Genomic DNA, 26,298 nt, shown 5'->3' with positions numbered 1-26,298 from the left:
GACTCGAATAAGGTCGTCCACTTCTAATCGAAGAAGGCACTGGAGGGCGGCGCTTCGTCGCCGCCGATCATTCCGGGCTAAAAATGCTGTGATTTCCCCAACCAAGAACCATATTCCGCGATTGGGCTGAATCTCAGGGTAGTGAACTCAAGGTGGAAGTCTTTCCGCTCGCGCTCGTGCATCGCATCGGCGTGACGCCTTGGCTCATTCAACTTACTGTGCCCGTGAACCATCGCAGTCATCTCGTGAAGGGATGACCAAATTGAGAAGGTAGAAACTGTTCTGGATAGACGAATTGCGGCAGTAGACAGCGTGGCGGCCGGATTGTCGCGTACGAGGCGCTCGACAGGTTTACCCCATTGTATAAATCGGGGCACCTTGGGAAGTCGCAGGCGAGCTAGCGTTACCGCTACTACGGGTGCATCGGGATCAGGTGTACCCATGGCTTCCGGTAATTCATCCATCTCTCTGACTGAGCCCCATCGCCTTAAAAAGTGCATACGCACATGCCATCCTGCGGCGAATCGTCGACCTATCTGGCTGTTTGCTAAAAAATCGTCGATCGCAGTTTCACTTTTCCAGGAAGCGAATAAAGCAAGATTTCTCAGCTGCATGCGTGATGGGGAGAGAATTGGGGCTCCGAGCTGCATGATCGTCATAGGCTCGCTATGAATTAGCCCGGGGACCAATTCTGCACGTGGAGGACGGATCAAACTAGAGAGCGATTCGCGTGCGGTGCAGCGTCCAAGGCTAAAAGTGTAAATAGGCATCGATCAAGATACGGAAGCTCGCTCGCTGCGCTTGGGCAAAATATCGTAATCCATACTGTAAACCCGGAAACACCAGAGTTTGAGTTCATGGTGGGCTCGCAGTGAACCTTGTCCATCTTCTGAGATGCAGATGCTTTCTCGAAAGCTTGGCAGATAGTGTTTCCACAAGGTTCCCGCGCTGTCTTCGACGATGAAATAGAATCCAGGGTCGCCATAGCGCTTCCCTGATTAGCGCAAGAGGAGATTGCCTTGAGTATCTTTCTCAATACCGAAAAGCACTGTGGCACTGCCGCAAGGGAGGGGAAAGATAGCTTTGATACAGATCTGACCTGACGGCGTGCGGCAAGTTGTGTAGATGCCAAAAAATATTGTCTCGCCTGTCACTTGGTTACTCCGTCTCCAGATCGTGAAATGGACTTTCCCTTGAGCGTCGATGAGTTGAATGATTTCGCTCTTAAAAACGATGGATTTGTCGAGACTGTCACCCGGCAGATTAAGTTGTTGGATGCGACGGCTAAACAGTTTTGCCACCCATGCGCCGAGACTGGCAAACCCAGGACGCCACAATGTTTTCACTTCGAACGCATATGAAGACGTCTGGGTATAAAACGAGGCCGTTTTGGGAGGTATAGGCACTCCCCATGATTCCACACTCTCTGCTAATCCGGAGCCGGGCCCGTCATATACTATGCTGAGTCCATGTTGCTCAGCTAACCGGTTGATAAAAGCATCGGCTTGTTCATTAACCTTCCCAATAGGTCCCATCAGCCAGCTGTCTACATCCGGTTCAACCTTCCTCCCTAGTGCAATATTCCATGCTTGAGTTGTCCAATCGAGTGGGTTCTGCCGTTTGGGTAAGGCCATAGCATGCGTCTTTTCATTTGTTCTGGTTTGTAATCACTCATTTGAGTAGCTGGTCATATTCAGCGTGACTGCCAATCCACATCCAAATGATACCTTCTTTTCGTTCTTTTCCTAAGGCTCTATAGCTCAAACCCACTCTCACAGACCAATAGGGACCGACTTTCTTGAATCGCAGCGAAGGGTGCTTTGGATTCTCCTTTAGTAAGGAGAAATTTTTGTCAGCAAGGTCTTGGATGCTCTCGGGAAGTAATCTGTAGTGGAACCAAAAATCTGGAGATGCAAAATGCGTCATAGTTCACTACAAAGTCCCGATTCGAATGCTAGGTCTGCTTTTTTTCCTAGCTCGTCGAGCTTTCCTGCGACTACATCTCGTTCGAACTGGGCATCCCACTTCTTTGCTGCATAGGAGTCTAGCCAACGAGTGAATGCCTCGAGCTCACCAGGGCTCAAGTTTTCTACTTTTTTTTCTAATTCTGCTAAGCTCACGCTTTGGTAGATGTGTAGGTTTTCCGGGAACGTGCAATTTATTTTTACCAAAGATAGGGCGCTTGGATGGTGCGGTTATCCTATGTTTAGGAGCGTCGACTGGTTTTGGGCTGCCGTTGGTGGTAGTTGCGCGTTGAGGGCGAAATTCTGTATTTTCTCTGTGCCTTTACAAGATCGGGGGTGAGTAGGGTGCGGCTGTCTTTATCAGCTTTTTCTACAATGAGAGGGGCATTATGTGTGGCGCATTATTTTTCTTCTTGTTCGGCATCATGCCGAACACAATTTTCGGGAAGAACGGAATCGAGTTGTTAAAACCTCACTACTTCGAAGGTTTGAGCCGTCGATCCTCGAGACAGGTTTGGTCTTCTTATATTGTATGTGCTCGTTCAAAACTTCGATAAACCTAGTGTGCTCTTTGGAAGGTTTCGATAAATGTTTCTTCAGAATTCTGATCCATTCAATTCTTTCGCTTCCCCTTATATTCCTCGCTCTGTCATCTTTTGGGTGCCTTGCTCCGATAAACATTTCTAACCGCGTTTTTGATCGGATCTGTCTATCGATGCAAAGTATCTCGATTTTATCCCTTCCTTTTTCTTTCACTTCAATCCAAACAGTTCCGCCATCTCGATACACTCCAGTTTTGATATCATCGTAAGTTGTTCCTAACACCGATGAGCATCCACAGAGAAATAACAGGAAGACTAAGGGTAGTTCTTTCATCGCAAATTACAGAACATGCAGAAGGCGCTGAACTTAGGTGGGTGTGGCCGGAAGCTTAGTGTTCTTTGCGTCGTTCGCGTCTGGTTTTTTTCTTTTCAGGTTCGGGGGTAACGCTTGCTGTTGCGCGTTCTGGTGCTTCGGTGGGGCCATCGCTGAGCTTGTCGGCGAATTGGGCGATGGTGGGGCCGTCGTAGAGGTCGGAGATGGCGATTTTATCGGAGTATTCGGCTTTGATTTGTGAGACGAGTTGGACGCCGATGAGGGAGTCGCCGCCGAGTTCGAAGAAACTGTCGTGTATGCCGATTTTTTCGATGGAGAGGATGGCCTGCCACATCTCGGCTAATTTTTCTTCGGTGGCATTGCGTGGGGCAAGGTAGGCGGTGGGGAGGTTCGGGCGTTTGTGCATCCGTCGCGTGGACGCGGGGTTTGGCGTGCTAGCCGTAGTGCTTTGGTTGCGTGCCATGTTAGCGTGGGCCTGCATCATCGGCTCAAGGTCGCGGGTGTTGACGACGACTTGGCTTGCTCTGGACTGCAAGAGGATCTCCATGATCTGCATCCCTTCCTGGGATAGGATGCCGTGAGATAGGTCACGTTGCGTGGCTTCGCGCGTCACGGAAGACGCTGTTGCGGTCGCTTCTGTTTTCAGTTTTCGACGCTTGTTTTGGTGTGCAACAACGACCTTTCCAATATGCTTGGCAGCAGCCATGTGTTGGAATGCTGCGACGATCTCATTGTGAGCAAAGACTTCGGTGGGTAGAGGCGTGTATTTACCCGCTTCGAACCATTGCATGACTTCATTAAGCAATTCACTTAAATAATCAGGCTGACGTGTTGAAACTTGCCCTAGATCGAAGGCCGAGAAGGTAAGGTTTTTAGAGAAGGGGAGAAGACCGATTTGGGTGTTGGAATAAATGTCTCTCGCACCGATTTCTATAAATCGTCCGAAGGGGCGGAGGACCTCCATACTCTTCGTTAAAAAGTCGCCAGCGAGGGCATTGAGTACCACATCTACACCCTCGCCATTAGTCCATTTTAGGATGTCATCAGCGAAGCTCAGGTCTCTGGATGTTGTGATGTGTTCGACCCCTAATTCGCGCAGGAAGGCTTGCTTTTTGGTACTGCCAGCGGTGGCAAAAATTTCGGCTCCCACGGCCTGCGCATATTGTATGGCTGCGAGTCCGATTCCTCCGGCAGCGGCGTGGACGAGGACGCGTTCTCCCTTTTGTAGTTTGGCCAATTTGTGCAAGCCATGGTGAACCGTGAGGAATACTAGTGGGATGCCAGATGCTTCCTCAAAGCCAATCCCTTCAGGAATCGAGGCTGCTGCGACTTCAGGAATGGTCAGTTCGGTGCTGAAACCAAATGTAGACAATCCCAATACCTCGTCGCCGACGTTGAACTGTTTTACCTTGCCGCCGACTTCAGTAATTATTCCGGCGCATTCAGTGCCGAAGCCGACCGAATCGGCCCCCATGTCATGGTCATCAGACAGCATCCCAAGGCCGCGGAGGACATCACGGAAATTAAGTCCAGACGCCGCGACTTCCACTCGAATAAAGTCATCAGGAAGTGCCTTGTGCTCGACTGGAGTCATTTTAAGCGAGTCGAGGATGCCGGGCTTTTCGAGTGTGAGGGTCATTGGGCCTTGAGCTTGTGCAGTCTCTGGGCGCGCCACATTGTCGACTCGGCGTAGTGTAAGTTCATCGATGTAAAGCAGTACCTTGCCATCTTTGTCTACAAAGGTCGCATTGAAGCGCAGGGTATCATTGCCCGACTTCAGATCATCCAATACCTCCGCTAGAATAAAGATCTCCGGCTGGAGGGGAGCAAATGCATGAATAGCACGGTAGGAAAAGAGCACATACGCCCCTTCTGGGGCAAAGGGAAACAGGGTGGTGAAGTCAGTGTATCCCGGATGGAGTGGGAAGGCCTTCACATCGTCATGGATAGACGTGTGCAGTCGATGTTGACCAAGATAGAGCTTCTCGCTGCGCCACATGTAACGGGTGTTATGCCAGCGTGGGCCGAGTTCCAGATGGACGCCGCCTCGGATGAATGAGAAATCGTCGTCAGCGTAACCAGCGCGCTGTTCAACTGTGAGTCTTTCCTTGAGATGGCTAACATCGATGTCGTGCTGTCCCGTGCAGTCGAGTGGGCCCATTTTCCCGATGGCGTGTTCGGCAGGCACTCCATCGGTGATGCTGGTAATGGAAAAACTCCACGCACCATCGCTCTTTTCGATATTAACGAAGAGGTCGCGCTGTGTGCCGCGTTCGACCGGGAAGGTATTGAGTATAAAAATGTCCCGGAGGGTAGGGCTGGCGTCGCCGGTAGCGTGAGCATAGGCAGCGCGGGCATACTCGAGATAGGCGCTACCGGGCATCGTGGGTTTTTCAAACAGCAAGTGCTCATAGACGACCCAATCTTTGTCGGCGTCTATGCTGGCCTTGTAGGTCCGTTGGTCACCTTCGATTTCGACCTCGGAGAAGAGCGGGTGTTCGAGCGTCTCTGTCCTCGCAGCGATTTGGGCATTCTGCACGCCCAGGTCGAACGAAGTCTCGACGGCCATACCGACCTCAGCCCAATCGTCCCAATTGGTCGCGGTCCAAAAAGTCGAGGATCGGTCGTTTTTATAACGGGCATAGTGGTCTAAAAAGCTGTTTGCCGCAGCGTAGTCGACTTGTCCAAACGGTCCGATGACTGAGGCGACCGAGGAGAAAAGCATAACAAATTTTGGATTTTGTCCCTCAAGAGCGATGTCTAGGACGCGGGTACCTTCGATCTTGGGTCTGAGTACTTTCTCGGCGACTGCACGTTCTTTGACTTGAGCAATCCCGCCTCCAGGGAGACCCGCTGTATGAAACACCCCGTCGATGCTGCCAAATTGTGCAACAGCTTCAGCAACCATTGCCTTCATTTGTTCGACATCAGTCGCATTCGCGGAAGCTGCGCGTGCTTTGGCCCCATATTTTTCGAGGCGGCGGACAAACTTCATCTTGATTGAAGCCGAGTCTGTTGGGCCGTTGTCGCGGAGGTAATCGTCCCAGGTGCCAACCGGCGGGAGGGGACTGCGCGTAGTGAGGATGATGTTTGCCTGATAATGCTTCGCGAGGTGGTTCGCTACAGTCTTGCCCAACCCACCGAAACCCCCGGTTATGATATAAGTCCCGCCTTTCTGCATCAGCTGCGCATCAGCCGCCTCGAGATTTGGCGTCGGTGCATAGTGCTGGAGCCAGCGCTGCTTGCCACGCCACGCAATAATGGAAGCCCCATCATCGGATTTGAATTCTGAAAACAGCGCGGGGATCCAGTCATCGCTGGGTTCAAGCAACACGTCGATATGACGCGTGCGGATCATGGGATTTTCTTTGCCTACAACTTTTGCTATCCCCGAGACTGTAGCCCGGATTGGGGCTTTGGTAGCTTCGTTTTTTATCTGTTGTAGGCTGTCGGTTAGGAGTGCGACATCTACCGGAGTCGTGAGTCCTGAACCTCCAAGCGCTTGGCAGAGGAATAGGGGGGCAAAGAACGACGCATCGAGGTTCATTTTTTCCTCAGATTCGCCAGATAACACAGTCCATGCGTAAACAACCTTGCTCGGGCTCCGGCCTGATTCTTTCAGAGCCTTAAGTAATTCCTCGAATGCCTTGGGGTCTTTGGCAGGCACTTCGAAGGCGGCTGTGTCGATCTGTTTAAAAACCTCTCCAGGGTATACCACTGCCGGAATGTTCTCTCCGGTAGACAAAGCGTTTACTGGCTGAGCATGGGCCTCGATCTTGTCGACAAGGAGAAGCCAGTTGGCTCCGTCAGTTGGGAGTTCATGAGACCAAGGTGGTGTGTCAGCAGGCTTCCATGTGGGTGTATACAACCATTCCGCAATCTGTTCTTTTTTCTTATCCTGAGCTTGGGTTGCTGCTGGAGCGCTTACAGAGATCTCGGGACGATCCACCCAGAATTCTGTGCGCTCAAAGGGGTAGGTCGGCAGGGAGACTCTACGGGCGCGCTTCGATTGTGGGCGCTGTTCAGCGTCTACATCGGCTCCGTTGACCCATAAGCTCGCCAATGCGCGATGGAAAACCTGCGCATCGTTTTCCGTATCTTTGGGATGGCGCATCGTCGGCACGGCTTTACGGGCGCCGGGTAGAAGGCGCGAGCGGTCGGTAAAAGTCGCGAGTGTCTTGCCGGGCCCCACCTCAACGAATCGGGTGTTTTGAGCTTCGGCTACTGTAATGGCTCCGGGGGCAAACTGGACTGTGCCACGCAGATGTTGAGCGTAATACTCAGGATCGGTGGCTTGCTCAGCTTTGATCCAAGTGCCGCTGACGTTAGAGATATACTTCTTTTGCGGGGCGTTTAGGTCGATACCGGCAACGACAGCCTTAAAGGCTTCGAGGATTGGATCCATCATGAAGGAATGGAAGGCGTGCGAGGTCTCTAACTTGCGGGCCAATATGCCCTCTACTTCGAGTTTCTCGGCGACTTCGGCAATGCTTTTTGCATCGCCTGACAATACGCTGAGATCAAGGGCATTAGCGGCGGCAAGGTTGACTGTGTCACTGACACATTTCTTTGCGTCCTCCGCACCGATACCGAGGGCGAGCATGTCGCCCGGTTTGCAACTTTGCATGAGTCGACCTCGTGCTGCCACCAGCTTAAGCCCGTCTTCTAGCGAAAACACACCCGCCAAATGTGCTGCAACATATTCGCCAATGCTATGGCCGATCATCGCATCAGGCTCAATACCCCAAGATGCGAGCAACCGAGCCATCGCGTATTCAACCGCGAATAATGTGGGTTGGGTGATGGCGGTTTGTTTGAGTGCTTCTGCGGCAATGGCCTCTTCTCCTATTTCCGGGTAGAGGTAACTGCGTAAATCTTTCTCCAACTCTTTGTTGAGTAGTTCGGCGCATTGATCGATCGCGGCCTGAAATACGGTCTCAGTCGCGTACAAATCTTTGCCCATGTTGACGTATTGGGAGCCCTGGCCGGAAAACATGAAAACCACGTTTTCTTTACCACTGACCCGATCTGCTTGAAGCAGAGTCAGTTCGGGCTTGCTCCCTTCGAGTGCATCGAGTGCATCCTCTTTGTTGCGACACACAATAGCGGTGCGCTGTGGAAATGCGCGTCGACTTACTTGGAGCGTCCAAGCGAGATCGTCGAAGCGTAGGTCGCTGTTTTTCTGGATGTGACGGGCGAGGTTTGACTGAATCTGCGACAGGGCGGTTTCCGTGCGAGCGGATAGAAAAACCATCTGGAATTGTTCTGGCGACTCTGGCTCTCGCTGTGTTTCTGCAGGAGCTTCCTCGACGATGACATGAGCGTTCGTTCCACCAAAACCCAAGGCACTGATACCTGCACGGCGAGGATGGCCGTCTTTCGGCTCCCAGGCCTGCAATTTTCCGGCTGGATAAAAAGGGCTATTAGGGAAATCGATTTCAGGATTTGCTTCCTGGAAATTTACATTGGGTGGAATCACTTTGTTCTTCGCCGCGAGAACGACCTTGAGCAAACTGGGCATACCTGCCGCGCGGTCGAGATGGCCCATATTCGTTTTAACTGAGCCGATAGCGCACCAGCCCTTTTTGTCGGTGTAGGTGCGGTAAGCTTGCGTGAGTGCCTCGACCTCAATGGGGTCGCCGATGTGTGTGGCTGTGCCGTGCGCCTCGACATAGGAGATGCTCTCGGGATGGACATCTGCATTGGCTAGGGCTTGTTTGACAGCCTCACGTTGACCATCGACGCTCGGGGCTGTGTAGCCGGCCTTAGAGGAACCATCATTATTGAGAGTGGATCCTTTTATGATTCCGTGGATTGTATCGCCGTCACGCTGCGCATCTTTGAGAAGTTTGAGGACGGCAATACCGGCGCCACTGCCAAAGACTGTACCGGAACCATCTTTGTCGAAGGTGCGGCAACTGCCGTCTGAAGAGACGATATCGCCCTCGTTGGACACATAACCGTTGGCGCTGCGGCTATTTAAGTTCGTTCCGCCTGCGAGGACCATTTCAGATTCGCCGAGGCGTAGGCTTTGGCATCCCAGGTGGACTGCGACTAAGGAGGTTGAGCAGAATGACTGCACGTTCACGCTTGGACCCTTAAGGTTGAGCTTATAGGAGACTAGGGTGCAGAGCGTGTCCTTGTCATTGAAACACTGGGTCATCATGCCGCCGTCGACCATCCCCGCTTGTGATGCGGGCATGAGGTGGTGCATGTAGTAGCGAGAGATGTTGGCTCCACCGAACACCCCAATGCGCCCATCAAAGCTTTCTGGATCATAACCGGCGTCTTCCAATGCGGCCCAGGATAATTCCAGGAAGATACGAAACTGTGGATCGATGATTTCTGCGTCGCGTGGGCTGAATCCAAAGAACTCTGCATCAAACTGCTCGACATCTGGCAAAATGGGCGTCGCTTTCACGAAATTGGGTTGATCGAGGTCTGCCTGGCTGAATCCTTCGGCGATCAACTCTTCGTCAGTGAAGCGGTGGATAGATTCTACTCCGTTGCGGAGATTCTGCCAAAACTCCTCGGTGGATTCGGCTCCTGGAAAGCGGAGTTTCCAACCGATAATTGCGATATCTGCGTCGAGGTCAGGTGCGGGTTTCATGGATAATTAACTGAACGAAATTTTGGAAAGCGCGGCGATAGTAGGCGATTGATACAGTTGGGTGATAGACAGACTCCAGCCTTTATCCGATTTAAGCTTCGCGGTCAGTTCAAGCGCGCTCAGGGAATCTCCGCCTAACTCGAAAAAATTGTCACGAGTACCTACGCGATCGATAGCAAGAATATCAGCGAACACCTCAGCGAAATACGCTTCGGTAGGGGTGTTTGGTGTTACAAAATCGACATTGAGGGCTGGGCGTGGGTGGCACTGTCGAGCTGATTGGTCTTTGTCGGCATAGGCTGCATCTTTAGTCACTGTGGGTTTAAGACGGCTGGCAAGATCGATGGTCGAAATGATGATTTGAGGCTGATCAAAGCGCAGGGCCAGTTTGAAAGCTTCTTTCCCTTCTTCACGTTTTATGGCGATCTGATCGCGGAGCTCAGAAGTGCCTTCAGACTGGGTCATGCCGAGATTGCGCCAGGCATCCCAGTTCAATGATATTATCCGCCGGCGATCCCCATCGTGGCTCCGAGCTGTAACATCAAGGTAGGCATTGGCAGCGGTGTAATCCGTTTGGCCGACGCCTCCAGTCATCGCCGCTAGAGATGAGCAGAGCACACAAAATTTGAGATCTCTTCCTTCGAGTGCAGCAAGTAGATTGCGGGTGCCTTCAACTTTGGGAGCAAGTACCGGATCGCAGGAGCCTGGCTCATGTCGCGCTATGATCTTGCCGCCCGGAATACCTGCAGCGTGAATGACCCCCGAGAGGTTTTCGAGTTTTGCAATCAGCGCACTGACTGCTGCAGCGTTGTTTATATCTAATGCCTCTATGGATACTTGAGTGCCCCGGCTCTCAAGTCGCTCAATCACTTCTTGAGCTGTAGCCTTCAATACCATCCCTGATCGACTGGCTAGGACAAGGTGCACCTTCGGTTGCAATTCGCTGATTGCCTCGGCCAGGGCAAGGCTGACGCCACCGAGACCTCCGGTTACGAGTATGGTCTCTCCTTGAACGATTTTGATAGCGTCAAGAGGTGGGCGTGTTTGGAAAAAATCTGGGATGGTTAAAGCACCATTTGTGAATGATACTTCTGGTTGCGGATCGATGGTTAGCGTTGTGTAGATCGCCTCTACTAGGCTCGGTTGATCCCGATCACTTTTGTCGTAGATAAGTCTGGAAGTGCAAATGGTGGGAAACTCTTGGCTAATGACCTTCAGTGGGCCATCGATCAGCGCGCTTTTCTGGGGGCATACTAAAATGATTTCTGCAATTGCGTCGGCATGACTTTGGACTGTTTGAATGATAGCCTCGAGGCCGTCCTTGTCTGACTGTTCGAGGGGGCGCAGGTCGACGACAGTGGTTTCTTTTACACCCGTGAAATCGTTTAGGTTCACCACAGCCCCTGAGCTTGAAAGTGTTTTTGCCACCTCTTCGACCTCATCCCCGAGTAGGACGACTGAGTTGTTTAGCTTTCGAGTTTTGATGACGGGTATTTGCTTCGAGCTGGGTAAATAAAACCAATCGCCTACGTTAGAGCGCTTGTGTGGCACTGCGTTCGGGGCTGACACGCCCGCGTCAGGAGTCTCGGGAGCGTCTATCCAATATTTATGCCGCTGAAATGGGTAGGCGGGTAGGCGTAAGCTCGAGGCGCCTTCAGAGGATTGCAGGGCATTCCAGAGCCCTGGTGCCCCTGAGACCCAAGCCTGCGCTAAGCCTTTGAGCATGAGGTCGCGGGCAGATGTGGACGAACGGCTATCCGGAAGCAGCTGGATGATTCGAGGTATTTGTGTAGCTTCCTGCTGGCGACAAAGAGACGCTAACGTCTGCCCAGGGCCGACTTCGAAGAGAATTTGATTCTCCTCTCTTAGTAGTTCGCTCAAGCCGTCTGAGAATAGAACGGTTCTCCGAACCTGGCGTAGCCAATAGTCGACCGATGTGGCTTCTTCATCGCGAATCCACGTTCCTGTAAGGTTCGAGATAAAAGGAATCTGCGGTGTGTTTAGGCTACAGCGCTCCAGAACCCGTTTGAAGGCTGCCTGCATGGGTTCCATCATGTGGGAGTGGAACGCGTGTGAGGTGTCGAGGACTCTGCAGCGAAAATCCTCAGCTTGTAGAGTCTGTTGGAAATCGCCTATAGCCTCTTCCGTTCCCGCAATGACGCAGGATCTCGGGCTATTCACAAGAGCAAGAGAAAGGTCACCTTGAAGCTTGGCTTTGATCTGCTCAGCAGGAGCATGAACGGCGAGCATGCTACCGCTCGGTAGCTCGGCGGTGAGTGCCCCACGCTCGGAGACCAAGAGCAGCGCATCGTCCAGGCTCATAACACCTGAGATGCACGCAGCAACATATTCACCCACGCTGTGGCCTATCATCGCTCCGGGATGGATGCCCCAGGTCATCAGGGTTCTTGCGAGACTGTAGCTAATGATAAAAAGTGCGGGCTGGGTCCACCGCGTCGAGGTCAGGGTCGATTCAGCTTCTGGAGAGGCGTTTTCAACAAAGATGATGGAGCGTATATCACTGCCGATGTGCGTTTGCAGTCGGTTGCGACAGTCATCGAAATATTCGCGGAATACCGGTTCAGTGTCATAGAGCCCGCGCCCCATATTTAGGTATTGTGCTCCTTGTCCGGGGAAGAGGAAGACGGCTCGCGGCTCCATGGCAGGAGCGGTAGCAGTAAAGGATTCTGTGCCTTCTTCCTCGTCGAGTGTCGCAATCAGGTTTTCCAGGTCATTGTTTTGAATGATGGCTGCAAAACGTTCCTGAAAGATAGGGCGTCCCTGGCTTAGGCTGTGCGCCAGCGCGGAGACCTGGGTGTCGCTATGGGCGTCGAGATAATCAGCTAGATTCGCCAAGGATTCATCCAATGCATCAAAGTCCTTTGCTGACGCAGTGACGACGTAGGCGCGATCTTCAGTCGGAGTCGGCTCAGGGCGCCGGGGAGCCGCTTCGATAATGGCGTGCACATTTGTACCGCCGACACCGAAGCTGCTATTTGCAGCACGCCGAGGATGGCTGTGAGTCGGCCAGTCTAACAGTTTGTTGGAGACAAAGAAGGGACTGTTTGCAAAGTCTATTTTTGGGTTTGGCTCTTGGAAATGTAGGGTAGGAAAGAGCTTCCCATGTTTAACGCTGAGAACGGTCTTGATGAAGCCGGTGACGCCTGCGGCTGTATCGAGGTGTCCGACATTACTCTTTACCGAACCAAGCGCGCAATAACCTGTCTCCTGAGTCTGGAGTCGGTAGGCTCGTGTCAGCGCGCTGACTTCGATTGGATCGCCGATCGGTGTCGCCGTACCGTGTGCCTCGACGTAGCGAATGGTGTCAGCAGATACTTCGGCGGCGGCTAGAGCTTCGGTGATCACTCGAGCTTGTCCAGAAACGCTTGGTGCCGAGTAGGCCGCTTTAACCGAACCATCATTATTGATCGCTGATCCGAGGACAACAGCGTCGATGATGTCACCATCCGCAATTGCATCCTCCAGACGCTTTAAGACGACCACGCCTGCGCCACTACCAAAGATGGTTCCGGCTGCCCGGGCATCGAAGGGGCGGCAATGCCCGTCGGGAGAGACGATTCCATCCTCTTGATAGAAATAACCGCTTACTTCTGGAACGGTAACGGTGATACCGCCCGCGAGAGCGACATCGCATTCAAAATTGATTAGGTGCTGACAAGCTAGGTGGATGGCGAGCAGTGATGCGGAGCAAGCTGACTGAACGGTGTATGCAGGCCCCTTGAGATTAAGTTTTTAAGCTACACGTGTGCACAGGTAGTCCTGGATATTTCCAAAAGCTGCCTGGGCAGTAGCACTCCATAGACCTGATGAGACCGCTGCGGCATTAACCTGATTCCAATAGGTGCTGACTCCGCAGCCGCCGAACAGACCGATGGAGGCATTGGTTCGTGCTGGGTCTATATTGGCGTCGTTGAGGGCAGTCACACAGCATTCGAGAAAAATACGGTGCTGGGGATCCATCTGGATCGTTTCCGATGGGTTGATTCCGAAATAACCGGCATCGAATTGATCAATGTTCGGAATGCCGGGTTTAGCGGAGACGAAATCGGGTCTCCTGAGGGTATCGACATCGATCCCGGCAGCGAGCATGGTCCCTTCATCGAAGAAACTGATCCCCTCGATTCCCTTGCAGAGATTTTCATAGAAGACATCCACATTGGGTGCACCGGGAAAGCGCCCGGCCATACCGATTACAGCTATGGCGTTATCGTTGTGATCCATTGATCAGAATAGGTGGTTTGCGAGCCTTGGTAGGGCGATCGCAAAAGTGATCGCGAGGTGTTATTCGACTGTCTTTCTGGATACGAACCGGAACTATCTGTTAGCCAGCGCCCCGAAAGAGCGGAGCGACCACGAGTTGGGTATTCGCTCATCGGCCTCTTTGTCTCCTCGCTTTGCGTTTCTCTGCGCGGGACAGGCTCTGGGTGAGTTCGTCATCAACGTTTTGATCAGGTTGGCTGAAATCCGAAGATACTGCCGGTGCAAACAGGCCGGTCAGGCCTTGGATCGTCGGTGTGGCGAAGAAATCGGCGATAGCGCGATTCGCATCGAATGCTTCGTTGATGAGGCTCAGTGCTTGGACCGCCATGAGGGAGTCGCCGCCGATCTCGAAGAAATTATCCTCAGGGTTAATGTCCTGTATGCCGAGAAGTTGCCTCCAGATTTCGGCAATGGCACGCTGAGCTTCGGCAGGATTGCGTGGTGTCTTCGCTTTGGCCGTCCGGATTTTTGGACCCTTGGAAACTGCTTTGCGGATTGATGCGTAGGCGTCGGCTTGTGCTGAGATCCGAGCTCCTAGATCGATGGTCGATACTGCGACTTGAGGCAGGCAAAAATCTACGGCGGTCTGAAGAGCCTTTTGTCCCTGGGCGTCTGAAAGTCCAAAGGTTTGGCCGGATTCGCGTGCAGCAGCCTCGCCAATTGCTAGCACGATTTTACCGATATGTTGTGCGCGGGCCATGAAGGTAAAGGCGTCTGCTGTTTCTTCAGCTGGAAAAAATTGCACGGGAAGGGCCGGCAACGCACCCGACATGCGCAGATCGATCACTTTGTGCCAGGTTTCGCGGAAACGTGGATGATCCGGTTCCAAGTTAGCAGCTATAAAGGACAGGCTCCGGTCGAAGGGCTGCATATCCAGTGTTTTGTTTTCAAGGATATCGCGTTTTCCCAACTCGAGGAATCGCCCGTATCGCCGCAGGACGGAGAGTCCTGCTGGGATGAATTCACCTGCCAACGAATTGAGCACCACATCGACGCCTTCACCGTCCGTGTCTTCGAGGATTTTTTCGGCAAACTCAGTCGACCGCGAATCATAGACAAACTCGATATCCAAATCGCGCAGGGATTGGCGCTTCGTTTCGCTGCCAGCAGTGGCTAAAATCTCGGCTCCGAGGTGACGGGCGACGTGGACAGCTGCGAGGCCGACGCCTCCGGTCGCCGCTTGTATGAGAACGCGGTCGCCGGGCTGTAGGTTTCCCTTATTCACAAGGGCGTGCCAAGCTGTGAGTGCGGCGATGGAGAATGATCCAGCTTCGCTCCAGGGTAGATTGGCTGGACAGGGTAGGATGCGAGATTCTGGAACGAGTACGTGGCGTTGAAATGCGGGAGAGACTTGAGCGATGACTCTATCTCCAGGTTTGTAACGGGAGTCCTCAGATCCCACAGCCACGATTACTCCGGCGCACTCGTCACCGATCTGTGGGACACTTCCCGGTGTGGACAGGGTTCCGAGCGCTTTTAAGACGTCCTTGAAATTGAGAGCTGCGGTTTCGACTGCGAGGGTGATCTCTCCTGCTTTAGGCTTGTTCAGTGTTGTAGATTCCCAGCTCAAGCTTTCGATGAGCCCGGGTTTTTTAATGACCAATTGCTCTGTCTTTATTGGAGCAGTGGCGGGGTATGGTATTTCGCTTTTGAATCTGCGTGTTTGGTAATCGTCGATTGTGATGCACACGCGGCCAAAGCAATCGATCAGCATGATGCGGTAGTTGCGCATGTCGGCGGTTTTGCTCTCAACGCGCTGAACGTGGCTAAAGAAACGACTCGGAAGGGGGTTATGAATCTCTACCTTCCCGTAGGAAAAAGGCAGAAAGAGATCACCCTTTTGGGTCGAGCCGAGTGCGACATCGAGGAGTGCAGGATGCAGTGTAAAGCTTTGGAGGTCGGCCTCGTAGCGCTCATCAAGCTGAATCTCGGAGAACCACTCATCGACATGATGAGCAAAACTGCGTCGTGATTGCCAACGTGGTCCACGGTCCCCCGCCTGAGCTGCTTCGCTGAAAGGAATGAGAAAGTCTTTTGTATTGCTCTGAATCGCGTCTAAGTCGAGTTGCTGAGCCGCTTTATCGGATCCATTGCGGACGAAGCCCTGGGCGTGATCTATACTTTGTTTCTCATTTACCGCCTGAGATGAGATGGTGATGCGAAAGCCCTCATTTTCTGCTGTCAATCGTGTGAGGAGGGTACGGCGAGATTGCCCATCGATAACGCACCGCTGCAGAAGAGTGAAATCGCTCAGCGACACAGGGAGTGTTGTACCAACGGTTTGTTTGAACGCGGCGAGCGAGAGATCCAAATAGGCGGTGCCTGGTAGGACGCGTTGGTCACCGAAGCGGTGTTCATCGAGGAGCCAAATATCGGGTCTGAGATCTGCAGCATAGGTGGTGGTGCCTTCGCCATCGGCAGAACTACGCTGGATCAACGGATGATGGGGTTCGATAGGCCTGAAACCGGAACGAGCTAGATCCAGCCCAGCCCGAACAGCCATGCCAGATTCGGTCCAACCATCCCAATTAATTGAAACCACGTGTTTGCGTCCACGGGCCTTTTCTGATTCTGCCCATGAGTCGAGATAAGCATTGGCTGCGCAATAATCTGCCTGACCAAAGGCCCCCTGAAGCGCGCTGACAGATGAGCACAGGATGAGATGCGTTTGGCTATCACGGGGGATGAGGCGCCCAAGGATCTCAGTGCCGGTGGTCTTTGGCGCAAGGACGCGTGCTGCTTCTTCAGCGGATTTGTTAAGTAGAATGCTACCGCCTGCTATCCCGGCGGCATGAATAACGCCATCGAGTCGATCGGAGTGATTGATGATGTGCTCATAGGCTGCGGACAAGGCAGCTTCGGAGCAAACATCAGCCTTTATATAATGTGCCTGGCCACCCATCTCTTCAAGGACGGCCGCTTGTTCTACTGAGAGATCGCTGCGTCCCGTAAGATAGACGATACAGCCAAATTCTTTGATTAACATCCGAGTGAAGGCGCGGCCCATCCCTCCAAAGCCGCCGGTGATCCAGTAGGTGCCGTTCTGTTTGAAGGCCGTGCCTTGTTGAAGTGATTCGATGGGTCTAAACCAACGCGTATAGCGTTCTCCTGAACGCCGACATACAAGACGGTCTGGATTTACGGTTAAGTCCGTGATCTCAGTCAAAATTGCTTCGGCGTCCCACTGATCTAGGTCAATCAAACGGCTTTGGATTTGAGGCATCTCTTGAGAAAGCACTGTAGCTAGTCCAAGGATTAAAGCGGCTTTGGGATGTTCGATAGCTTCATCTCTTATCGAGAATCCGCCATGAGATATCCAATGAACGTAGCTCTTTTCCTGCGGACGTTTCTGTCCCAATAGCTTGGCTAAGGACATCTGGTCGACAAAAACCTGGGTGGCGTCAGGAGACGAGAAATCGGGACAAATGATCAAGTGTGCTTCCTGGCCACTGAATATATCGAGTCGCCCTGCAAGTGCCTCTATATTCGGGACGACTTCAATATTCCACTGTTTCGCAATCAGGTGGTTTCGGAATGCGTCGATATCCGCGCTTGGAGAAGGGATGATCCAAACGTTTTTGGCAGCGAGGTTTTGAGCCTGAGCATCTTTGATGGACCATGCTGGCTCGTAGAACAGAGTCGATTCGGGAGGGGCTGTGACTGGAATGGAATCAGCGACCGGAGGTTCATGAGGGGCTGAAATCCAATGCCGAGTCCGCGCAAACGGGTAAGTAGGTAGGGCTACTCGACGCGCTGTTTCGCAAGCAGGATAGTAGGGCCAGTGAATATCTTTTCCCCAAGCCCAGAGTGCGCCAAGATCGAGGAGTGCGCGTTCACGATCTGCGGTTTGCAGGGCATCGGGTTCCGGTTGCTCTTGGGGTGGGTCTGGAATGATGCTCGGGGCGTCGAGCAAAAGAGCTGAAATGAGTGTATCTAGATCACAAGCTACTGTGAAAAAGCGCTTGGGCAATGCTGCACGCCCTACCTGTAAGGTATGTGCGATGTCACATAGTCGCAGCTCCTTGTGTGCTTTGAGATGGTGTGCTAAGTCATTTCGGATTTGTATCAATGCCGAATCCGACTTTGCTGATATAACAAATAGTTGAGGAGTAGCTACAGGCTCAGAATCGAATGTTTTCTTGGTAGTTGTATTTTCCTCAAGGATCGCGTGGGCGTTGGTGCCACCTATACCGAATGAACTGACGGCCGCTCGGCGCGGCGTAGATTGACGGGGCCAGGGGCGTTCGGATTCAGGCAGGTAAAACGGAGTAGCGTCGAAATCGATTTTCTCATGACTCGGTCCGCCGTGAAGATTTGGAGGAATGATACCATGGTGCAGAGCGAGCGTGGCTTTTATGAAACCGGTTACACCGGCTGCTGCATCCAAGTGCCCTAAGTTGCCCTTAACCGCGCCCAACGCACAGCTTTGAGGGTTGAACTCCTCTGGGTAAGTGCTGATGAGGGCTTCAATTTCTATTGGATCGCCCAAGGCCGTTCCCGTTCCATGAGTCTCTATAAAGCCAATGGTTGTTGGATCGATGTCGGCAAGGCTTTGGGCCATGGCGATGACCTCTGCTTGACCGCGGACACTGGGGGCCGTGAAGCCGACCTTGTCAGAGCCGTCGTTGTTGATCGCACTGGCGAGAAGTGTGGCATAGATCGTGTCTTTGTCCTCGATCGCTTCTTCAAGTCGCTTCAGGACGACCATGGCTGTGCCACTGCCGCGGACTGTTCCATTTGCTTCCGCAGTGAAGGGACGGCAATGGCCATCGGGCGATGCGATGCCCCCCTCAGTAAAGAAGTAACCAGTTTCCTGTGGGGATGTAATTGAGGAGCCGCCGGCGAGCGCGATGTCACACTGATAGGCGAGTAAGGATTGAGCAGCTTGATGAATTGCAACGAGCGATGTGGAGCAAGCGGTCTGGAGGGAGACTGCTGGGCCTGTCAGGTTGAGCTTGTAGGCCAGGTGGGTCGCAGCGAAGTCTTTATCGCTGGATACATTGAGTTGAAAGGCCCCATGGGTGCGGCCGACCGAGGGGTTGGGCAGCAAGTTTTGAAGCAAGTAGGTATTTGCGCCAACACCGGCAAAGACTCCTGTCGGCACGCCCGTCGCGCTAGGTGGATATCCAGCATGTTCTAGAGCGGTCCAAGCGACCTCGAATAGTAATCGTTGCTGGGGGTCAAGAATCGTCGCTTCTGCGGGTGTGAATCCGAAGAAGTCTGCGTCAAATTTATCATAGTCAGCGAGGCGGCCGTTGGCCTTAACGTAGTTTTTCGCCAACAATGTGGAGTGGGGAATGCCCGCCGCCAGGAGCTCTTCGTCGGAAAATTGATGGATAGACTCACGCTGGTTGAGAATATTGGCCCATAACGCGTCGATAGAATTGGCACCAGGAAATCGTCCGGCCATTCCGACAACGGCTACTGCATTGTCTGGTACGGAAAATTGCATATCCTGAGGCTCCATAAGTGAGAGGGTGGAGGAAGTGTGTGGTCTTGTGCTCTAGATATTTTCTGGACCAGCTTTTAGGTGATGGATGCTCTCACGGAGGCGCAGAGGCACAGAGATTGTGATTTGATGTTTAGTCGCGCGTTGTGTGATTTCTGGTCGCATAGAGCTTGAGCGTTGTTGTCTGTAATGTGATTACGAGTCAAAGGGGCTTTGCTTATCTTTTGCGCGATGCTGGGAATTATATTTTCGATCCTACCTTTGCATAAACCTCTGTGCCTTCGTGCCTCAGTGAGAAAATCATTCGATGAATCCGTTAATTATCCGAGTGATTCCATCTTTCATTGGCTGAGGGCCTAATTGAAACAGCGGGGACATGTCCCCAACAGCCTTTTTTGTGGTCGCCCTGCTCTGTCTGGGCGCAGGCCGTTGCTTCGATCCACACCGTAAGGGGCGAGGTGACAGAGCGCCTCGACTACAACGACTGGAGCCGAGGAGCGACAACCCGAAAAACTCCTCGTCCTTTCAATCGCACCTATTAGCTGATGGGATAACGTATTGTTGTTAACGTTTTCAGTCATCTGATTACACTGTGTCCACGTTTTAGGCCCTATCTCCAGTTATAGCACTGTGAGTACGCTGCGAAATGGTCGTTTATCTTGTCAGTTTCGATACTGGGCTTGCTACGTGGCAATGCGCCCAGTTTATTGTCGCGTTTCCAGTGGTGTGTATCCAGCCAGGCTTTGCGGTGACTTTTAATAGATGCGTCATTGGGTAAGTCATAGCGATCTGAGACAAGGTCGAGAATTTCAGCAGGCTTGTGAATCAATTCTTGGTAGGATATATCAAGGATATTTTGTTCTGGAAGAGTGGTCCGCAGATCCATGCCGCGTGTAACTTGAGAGGAAAATAGCTCAAGGCAGCGCTGCTCGTGATGAGCGTGTGGGACGGGTTTGCAATGCAGTTGATAAATAGAGCCATAATAACGTGCTGATGAATGAATGACATCTACGGGGTCGCGATGAGTCTGGATGATGCAGGCATCGGGGAATACCGCCAACAGTGCGTCGAGGTGGGTCAGGTGATGTGGGGACTTTAAGATCCAGCGCTGCTCGGACTGCTCCTGCCAGGCAAGACGCTGAAGCTGCATTTTATAGAATTGGTAGGCTTCAATCCATGCTTCTAGTGGGCGCGCATCGAGCCACCGTTTATAACCTTCGAGGCCGAAGCAAACCTGGAAGTAATCAGTTAAGAATGTCGGTAAAAAGAGCTGCGAGCATTCGAGCGGTGAATCGAAGGCATGCATCGCGTCCATATGCGGCATCGCTTGTGCAAGGGATCGAATTTTAGCCTTAGACTCGTCGATGCATGTCTGCCGGTCTGCGTCGGATTCTTCCAATTGCCACGGCTGGATAAATTGAAGATCTGGATGATCTGCCAGGGCGCTATGCAAAGAGTGTCGTGCCCGTTCTTGGGAGGCCCGTGATGATGATGGGCCGTTTTATTGGGATCTCAGAAATCTCAGGATTTTCCTTATGGTCTCGAACGATACGAAGACGGCGGATGAGAAACTGTCGAAAGCTCTCTCGTGCCATGACTTTGCCGCCGAAAGTGAGGCGCTTAATAGAGTTGAGTTCGTTCGTGCTGAGATTGAGCGGTTCTAAGAATGCATCTGAACCGAAGTCACTGAGACCGCTACCATTTTTTGCAGCCTCAATTGCCTGTTCGCCCGAAAAGCGAATCGGGCGCAAACGCATCGCATCGAGAATAAATTCTATCTGTAGGCCGAGGTTTTGCAGTAGATTGGACATGGAGAACAACAGGAGTTGCGGCTAGGCGCGGCGGCTGTTGCGAGCGAGATGACGACGTTGCTTCATTGCCTCACGTTGTTTGTCAGAGCGGCTGCGAACGGCATCGACCGACTGGCGCGTTATATTTTCAGATGGCTTATCGAGGAAACGCGCCAGCTCGCGAATGGTGGGATAGGTGAAAAGATCTACCACCTTGAGCGTGGGGAATGAATCGGAAATCAGGCTTTTATGGACTTCAAGGATGAGCATAGAATGTCCACCGAGATCGAAAAAATTATCGTCGATCCCAACTGATTTGCGACCGAGGAGTGCGCTCCATAACTTGTCTATCAAACGCTGAGTGGGCGTTTCTGCCATCGAGGCGGTCCCACTGGTCGATGTGGTTGTTAAGGTCGGTTCGGGGAGAGATTTGCGGTCGATTTTGCCGCTGGTGTTTGTTGGGAGTGACCTAAGGGAGATCCAACGTGATGGGACCATGTAAGCGGGCAGTCGACCATTGGCCCACGCTGTAAGGTCACTCGGGTTCAGATCAGTTTCGGTTCCTAGGTGAGCCACTAGCATACGCGACGAGGTCGGGGCTCCGGTTGGCAGGAATGGTTGAACTGCAACCTGATTGATCTTCGAATGAGCCAACAGGCACTGCTCGATTTCACCCAGCTCAATGCGGTGTCCTCGGATTTTTATCTGATGATCAGCTCGCCCCAAAAAGTGAAGCTGGCCATCAGCGGACAAGCGTACGAGGTCTCCGCTGTTATAGAGGCGCTGTCCGGGTTTTTGAGGATCTGGATGTGGGATAAAGGAGTGAGCGGTGAGATCTGGTTTCTCGAAGTAGTGGGAGGCCAGACTCTCTCCTCCGATGTAGAGCGTTCCGACAGCACCTAAGGGCACAGGATCTAATCGTTGGTCTAGGATGTAGAGTTGGCAGTGGTCGACTGGATCTCCCAACGGGGGAAGGCCCCGCTGCTGAGATTTTGGGAGAATTTGGCAGCTTGTAGCGACAACTGCGTTTTCCGTAGGGCCGTAGTTGTTATGCAATGCGAAGTTAACTTGGCTGTCTGGGTAAGTGTGCAGCCGGTCGCCGCCCGTGTTGAGGACTTTAAGTTGCAGTTGCTTTGACTCGGGATCTTGAATGAGGGCCTCTGCAAGGGGCGTGGGCGCAAAGCTGTGGGAGATGCGCTGTTCGTTCAGCCAGGTGATATAAGCACTGCCGGCCTGTTTGAGTAAGTCGTCGGGTGGGTAATGGAGGGATGCTCCAGTGGCCAGGTAGGGCCAGGTTTCCCAAATTGACGCGTCGAAGGCCGGGCTGGCAATTTGGGTCGCACGGGACTCTTTTGTGACGCAAAAGTGTTTTGTATGCCAAGCGCAGAGGTTGGATAGTGCTCGGTGCGAAACGACAACGCCTTTGGGATGCCCAGTAGAGCCTGAGGTAAAGATTATGTATGCATTTGATTCCGAATGGATTTGAGGAGCTTCAAAGTGGAAATCGCCCCCTAGATATTCTTCCGTGTCAACAGCGATGACGGGTATATCTGTGAGGGTTGACCAGCGGTCGACTTGATCGGCAGTGGTAAGGATGGCCGATGCAGCACTGCTTTCGATCAGGGCCTGGAGCCTTTGGTCGGGTTGCACCGGATCTAGAGAAACAAACGCCGATCGATTCAGCCAACAAGCCAAGACCGCTGCGGGTTGGAATCTACAGCGCGGCAAGACAACAGCGACGCGTCCAAACGGCCTAAGTCCTACTGCTGCCAAATTTTTTGCGACACCCTGTGCGGTTAAGCCGAGGGCACCGTAGCTCATGCTGCCGGTATTATCTGAAACAGCGATTGCTCTCGGCGATGCTTGTATCTGCTGAGCGACTGATTGAAACACGGATGCACGTTCATACACAGTCTCAGGCTCACCCCAGTTTTGGTAGATTTTTTGGTGATTCTGAGGGAGACTACAAAGCTCGGCACGGATTGGCGTATCAATGGACTGGACCATCGTTTCCAATGTGTGAACGAAGAGGTCTGCAAACGCGTCCATCGACTGAGGGGCAAACAAACTACCGTTGCATAACAAAGACCCTGAGTAAGAGCCATCACTGCTATCTTGCATGGCTAGAGTGAGATCAAATTTTGCCGACTGATCTGGGTTGAGAAGAGGAACAAGTTCGATGCCAGGGAAAGCGAGTGGTTCTTGCGGAGAGTCTACTGTAAATGTTACCTGGACCAATGGGTGTTGGCTGAGAGAGCGTTCGGGTTTGAGGTGATCCACCAACTTCTCAAACGGTATGCTATCATTCGAGAATGCCTTCAGGGATGATTCCTGAACGTTTCGTATGAGATCCTTGAAGGAATCGTTGGGATCTAGACGGAAACGGAGAGGGAGGGTATTTGCAAAAAAAACCAATCAGCGGCTCAAGCTCTCGATGGTTGCGACCCGAAAAGGGAGTGCCCAAGGCAATATCCTGAGTGCCTGTATAGCGAGCTAGGCTATGAACAAAAGCACTGAGAAAGAGAGTGTATGTGGTGATCTGCAGATCGTTTTTGAGCGCTCTCAGGTCGCTGGAGAGCTCGGGACTGAGGTGGATTGCCAGCTTCTCTTCACGGCCGGTTTGGATCTCGGTTCGAGTAAAATCTAAGGGAAGTGTCAGATCTTGGAGTCCGTCGAGATACGCGGACCAGAATGCCATCTGCTCCACGTATTCTGAGGAATTAATGAAGGTATGCTGCCAAGCCGCGTAATCGAGGTATGAAACTTCAATAGCTGACGCCTCAGCCTCAGGGTCCGTGTATCCCTTCATCATTTCTTGGATAAAGAGGGTATTCGACCAGCCATCAGAAACAATGTGGTGCAGCACACAGACAACTGTCCATTTAGTGTCTGTATTCTGAATGATTGAAACGCGGAGTAAGGGCGGTCTTGAGAGGTCGAAGGGGAGGGAGACCTGTTCTTGAAGGAGCCGTTTGGTGGCATCTGCCGATTCCGCCGCAGACATCGGGCGATGATCCAGGCTGGTGATCTCAAGGCTCGCAGAGGGCTTGACGATCTGCTGCGGGCCGTCCTCAGTTTCGACAAATCGACACCGCAAGGCTGCATGCCGCTCGATGATGCGTTCTATGGCTTTCTTGAGCCGTAGGGTGTCTAAGTTTCCAATAAGTTCGAAGCCAAAGGGAATGTGGTAGCTATCGTTTCCTGGTTGCAGACGTTCGAGGAACCAGAGCCGTTCTTGAGAGGATGAAAGCGGTGCAGAATTACGCCCGAGAACAGGAATTGTCGCCGATATGGATGGTTCACCCGGGAGCGGTTCCGGCTGGTCATCCAGCACGATGTCTAACAGGTCAAAATCTTCGGCATCCATAGCAGCAAGCCGGATTTATGAATGGGCCTGAAATGATTTCCACCAAATTCTCAGATGGTTTTGTTCCTTGGGACCACTTGGCTCAATTGGGACTGACTTAGGTTATGCCGATGGCTGACTCTTTTATTATTAACTCGCTAATATAATACGTGATTTTTTCGATACGTACTTCACCCTTTCCCGTATAGAGAAAAGAGATGCTAGGATGTTTAAAGGCGGTCCGGCTAACGACGCAACAACCCTACGAGCCAAGGTGGACGTCGCCATGTATATGCTCTCCATACGCCCGAAAAAGATTATTTCATGCTTCCAACATTCACATGCCAAATACGCCGCATGAAGTCACCTTTTGCATTAGCGGAGTAATGAGTAGGGTTTATTGGACCCTGTTTTATTTTTGCAATTGCAATATTGGTATCAGCTTACGGTCCTCAAATTCATCGTAAACATCGACGACTGGGATAAAATCACGATGCTTTGTGTGATGCCTACAGTAAATCGAAGAAAACAACCGTAACTTGTCCACGCGGCCTGGTGCTATGCGGTTCAATCTCCGCCATCTTTGCCATTCTTCCCATCCGCGTCATTGGTTAAAAAATATTTGGCTTGGATGTCGTGTGGGTCAGTAGGTAAAGCCGTCAAAAGTGAATTAGTCATATTCGAAGTCATCAAAACACAATCCCCAAGGCATCCAAAGAGAGTGACATTGCCTTGGTTCGGATGAACCAGTGATTCTAGCGCTGTCCATTCATTTAAAGTAAGCGGACCATCTAATCTTCTTCTGATGTCTGGATCACCTTGTCGAAGCGGTCCTACCACGAAATTTGGCATCCAAGATCCTGGAAGAAAACTGCGCGCACCTACGAACTCGGGGCCAAGATGTTCTACACGTTTGGCTTCACCACTCATGTAAATAGCAGCTAGTGTAAAAGAAATCGGGTTTCCGGGTGCACTTAAAATAGTTACTGAAGCCTTGCGGGGTACTTGGAATTGGCTGGTGTAGGTATTGAGCGGGACCCAATCTGAATCTAGAAGAAAATCACGATGGTGATGAAAAGCTTCTGCATTGCGTGCTCCAGTGGTGCTTATCAAGGGGAGGCCACTGTGACCGTGAATGTTATTTCTATTGGGTGAAATTCGTGGTGCCACACCTTCATAAGGCAGTTCAGCTTGTATCCCGTTTCCAAAGGAATTTGCACCAAAATAAACAGAGTCACCATTTTGATAATTAACCGTGGGATTCCTGTGAGAATAAAGAGGATCCGGCCTACGACCGTTGCTGGTTAAGACGTTAGGAGAAGACCGAGGTTTACCGGTGCGAATGCCTGTGTAGTCGGCAACAGAAGTAATGGCATCGCCCAACTGTAACAATGCAGTTGCTATGGTAATGTCTCGCTGTGCCTGCGCGATCCGCGCATTCTCTACAGCTGAAAAACTAGGGTGTCGCAAGTCGCTAACAAGCCCATTCGCCGGACTCATGTGACGCTTATCATAAATATTATTTATTTCGGCCTGCCCATTGAGACCTTCGATGAGACCATATGTGCTGAGCGCTGATCCGCCAATGAATGCACCCAAACCAATTAACGGCAGAATGGCTACATTTCCACTCGGATCTGTGTTGTTAACTGGGTCCCCCTCAGCGTAGGTATAGCGGTTGCGCGATTGCGGACGTTCTGTGAGGCCAGCGAAGTCATCACGTTGCATCCAGCGACGTAATTCGGGGCTGTAGTGTCGGGCGCGGATCCAAATCAGTCCGTCGCCAGTGTCCACGCGTTCGCCAGCGAAGCCGAGGGTTGTCCAGCCGTTGCCTTCCTGGTATTGGATACGCCCGTAGGCATCATATTGACGCTGTAATAAAATGTTGCCATCGCTATCAACTAACCCGGATTTTGCATAAAAAAGTATCGCGAGTTGCGTTTAAACCACTGAAGGTCAGTGGATAACAAAACAAAAACAAC

The 26,298-nt window shown here is 52.1% G+C and carries 12 protein-coding genes; all 12 read right to left on the bottom strand.

Features of this window, described 5'->3' with window-relative positions; all coding sequences use genetic code 11:
- Window positions 1–77 precede the first annotated feature (77 nt).
- The 12 genes from HRU10_11020 to HRU10_10965 all read right to left on the bottom strand — a co-directional run bounded on the left by HRU10_11020 (window position 78) and on the right by HRU10_10965 (window position 26,245).
- Window positions 78–770 (bottom strand): hypothetical protein, encoded by a 693-nt coding sequence (locus tag HRU10_11020; protein ID NRA27761.1) that lies wholly within the window; start codon window positions 768–770, stop codon window positions 78–80.
- 228 nt (window positions 771–998) lie between these two features.
- Window positions 999–1,634: a hypothetical protein gene (locus HRU10_11015; GenBank protein ID NRA27760.1), complete on the bottom strand. Its 636-nt coding sequence runs from the start codon at window positions 1,632–1,634 to the stop codon at window positions 999–1,001.
- Window positions 1,635–1,922: 288 nt separating this feature from the next.
- Window positions 1,923–2,120 (bottom strand): hypothetical protein, encoded by a 198-nt coding sequence (locus HRU10_11010; GenBank protein NRA27759.1) that lies wholly within the window; start codon window positions 2,118–2,120, stop codon window positions 1,923–1,925.
- Window positions 2,121–2,895: 775 nt separating this feature from the next.
- Entirely contained in the window at window positions 2,896–9,450 is a 6,555-nt protein-coding gene (locus tag HRU10_11005; protein NRA27758.1) for an acyltransferase domain-containing protein, read from the bottom strand.
- A gap of 6 nt (window positions 9,451–9,456) precedes the next feature.
- Entirely contained in the window at window positions 9,457–12,954 is a 3,498-nt protein-coding gene (locus HRU10_11000) for an SDR family NAD(P)-dependent oxidoreductase (GenBank protein ID NRA27757.1), read from the bottom strand.
- 249 nt (window positions 12,955–13,203) lie between these two features.
- A complete protein-coding gene (locus tag HRU10_10995) occupies window positions 13,204–13,692 on the bottom strand; it encodes a hypothetical protein (protein NRA27756.1) in 489 nt (162 codons plus the stop codon).
- A gap of 148 nt (window positions 13,693–13,840) precedes the next feature.
- Window positions 13,841–19,183, bottom strand: a complete 5,343-nt coding sequence (locus tag HRU10_10990) for an SDR family NAD(P)-dependent oxidoreductase (protein ID NRA27755.1) — start codon at window positions 19,181–19,183, stop codon at window positions 13,841–13,843.
- Between the two features lie 607 nt (window positions 19,184–19,790).
- The gene (locus HRU10_10985) at window positions 19,791–20,633 is read right to left on the bottom strand and encodes a sulfotransferase (GenBank protein ID NRA27754.1); all 843 of its coding nucleotides are present in this window, start codon (window positions 20,631–20,633) and stop codon (window positions 19,791–19,793) included.
- Window positions 20,626–20,991, bottom strand: a complete 366-nt coding sequence (locus HRU10_10980; protein ID NRA27753.1) for a hypothetical protein — start codon at window positions 20,989–20,991, stop codon at window positions 20,626–20,628. The genes HRU10_10985 and HRU10_10980 overlap by 8 nt, the downstream gene beginning before the upstream one ends.
- Window positions 20,992–21,012: 21 nt before the next feature.
- Window positions 21,013–23,385 (bottom strand): amino acid adenylation domain-containing protein, encoded by a 2,373-nt coding sequence (locus tag HRU10_10975; protein ID NRA27752.1) that lies wholly within the window; start codon window positions 23,383–23,385, stop codon window positions 21,013–21,015.
- Window positions 23,273–24,337, bottom strand: coding sequence for a hypothetical protein (locus HRU10_10970; protein NRA27751.1), 1,065 nt, complete (start codon window positions 24,335–24,337; stop codon window positions 23,273–23,275). Before HRU10_10970 ends, HRU10_10975 begins: the two co-directional genes overlap by 113 nt.
- Before the next feature lie 546 nt (window positions 24,338–24,883).
- Entirely contained in the window at window positions 24,884–26,245 is a 1,362-nt protein-coding gene (locus HRU10_10965; GenBank protein ID NRA27750.1) for an RHS repeat-associated core domain-containing protein, read from the bottom strand.
- Window positions 26,246–26,298 lie beyond the last annotated feature (53 nt).

Source organism: Opitutales bacterium, from assembly GCA_013215165.1.
In the GTDB taxonomy this organism is placed as follows: domain Bacteria; phylum Verrucomicrobiota; class Verrucomicrobiia; order Opitutales; family JABSRG01; genus JABSRG01.
This window is presented reverse-complemented; position numbering and strand designations above follow the sequence as displayed.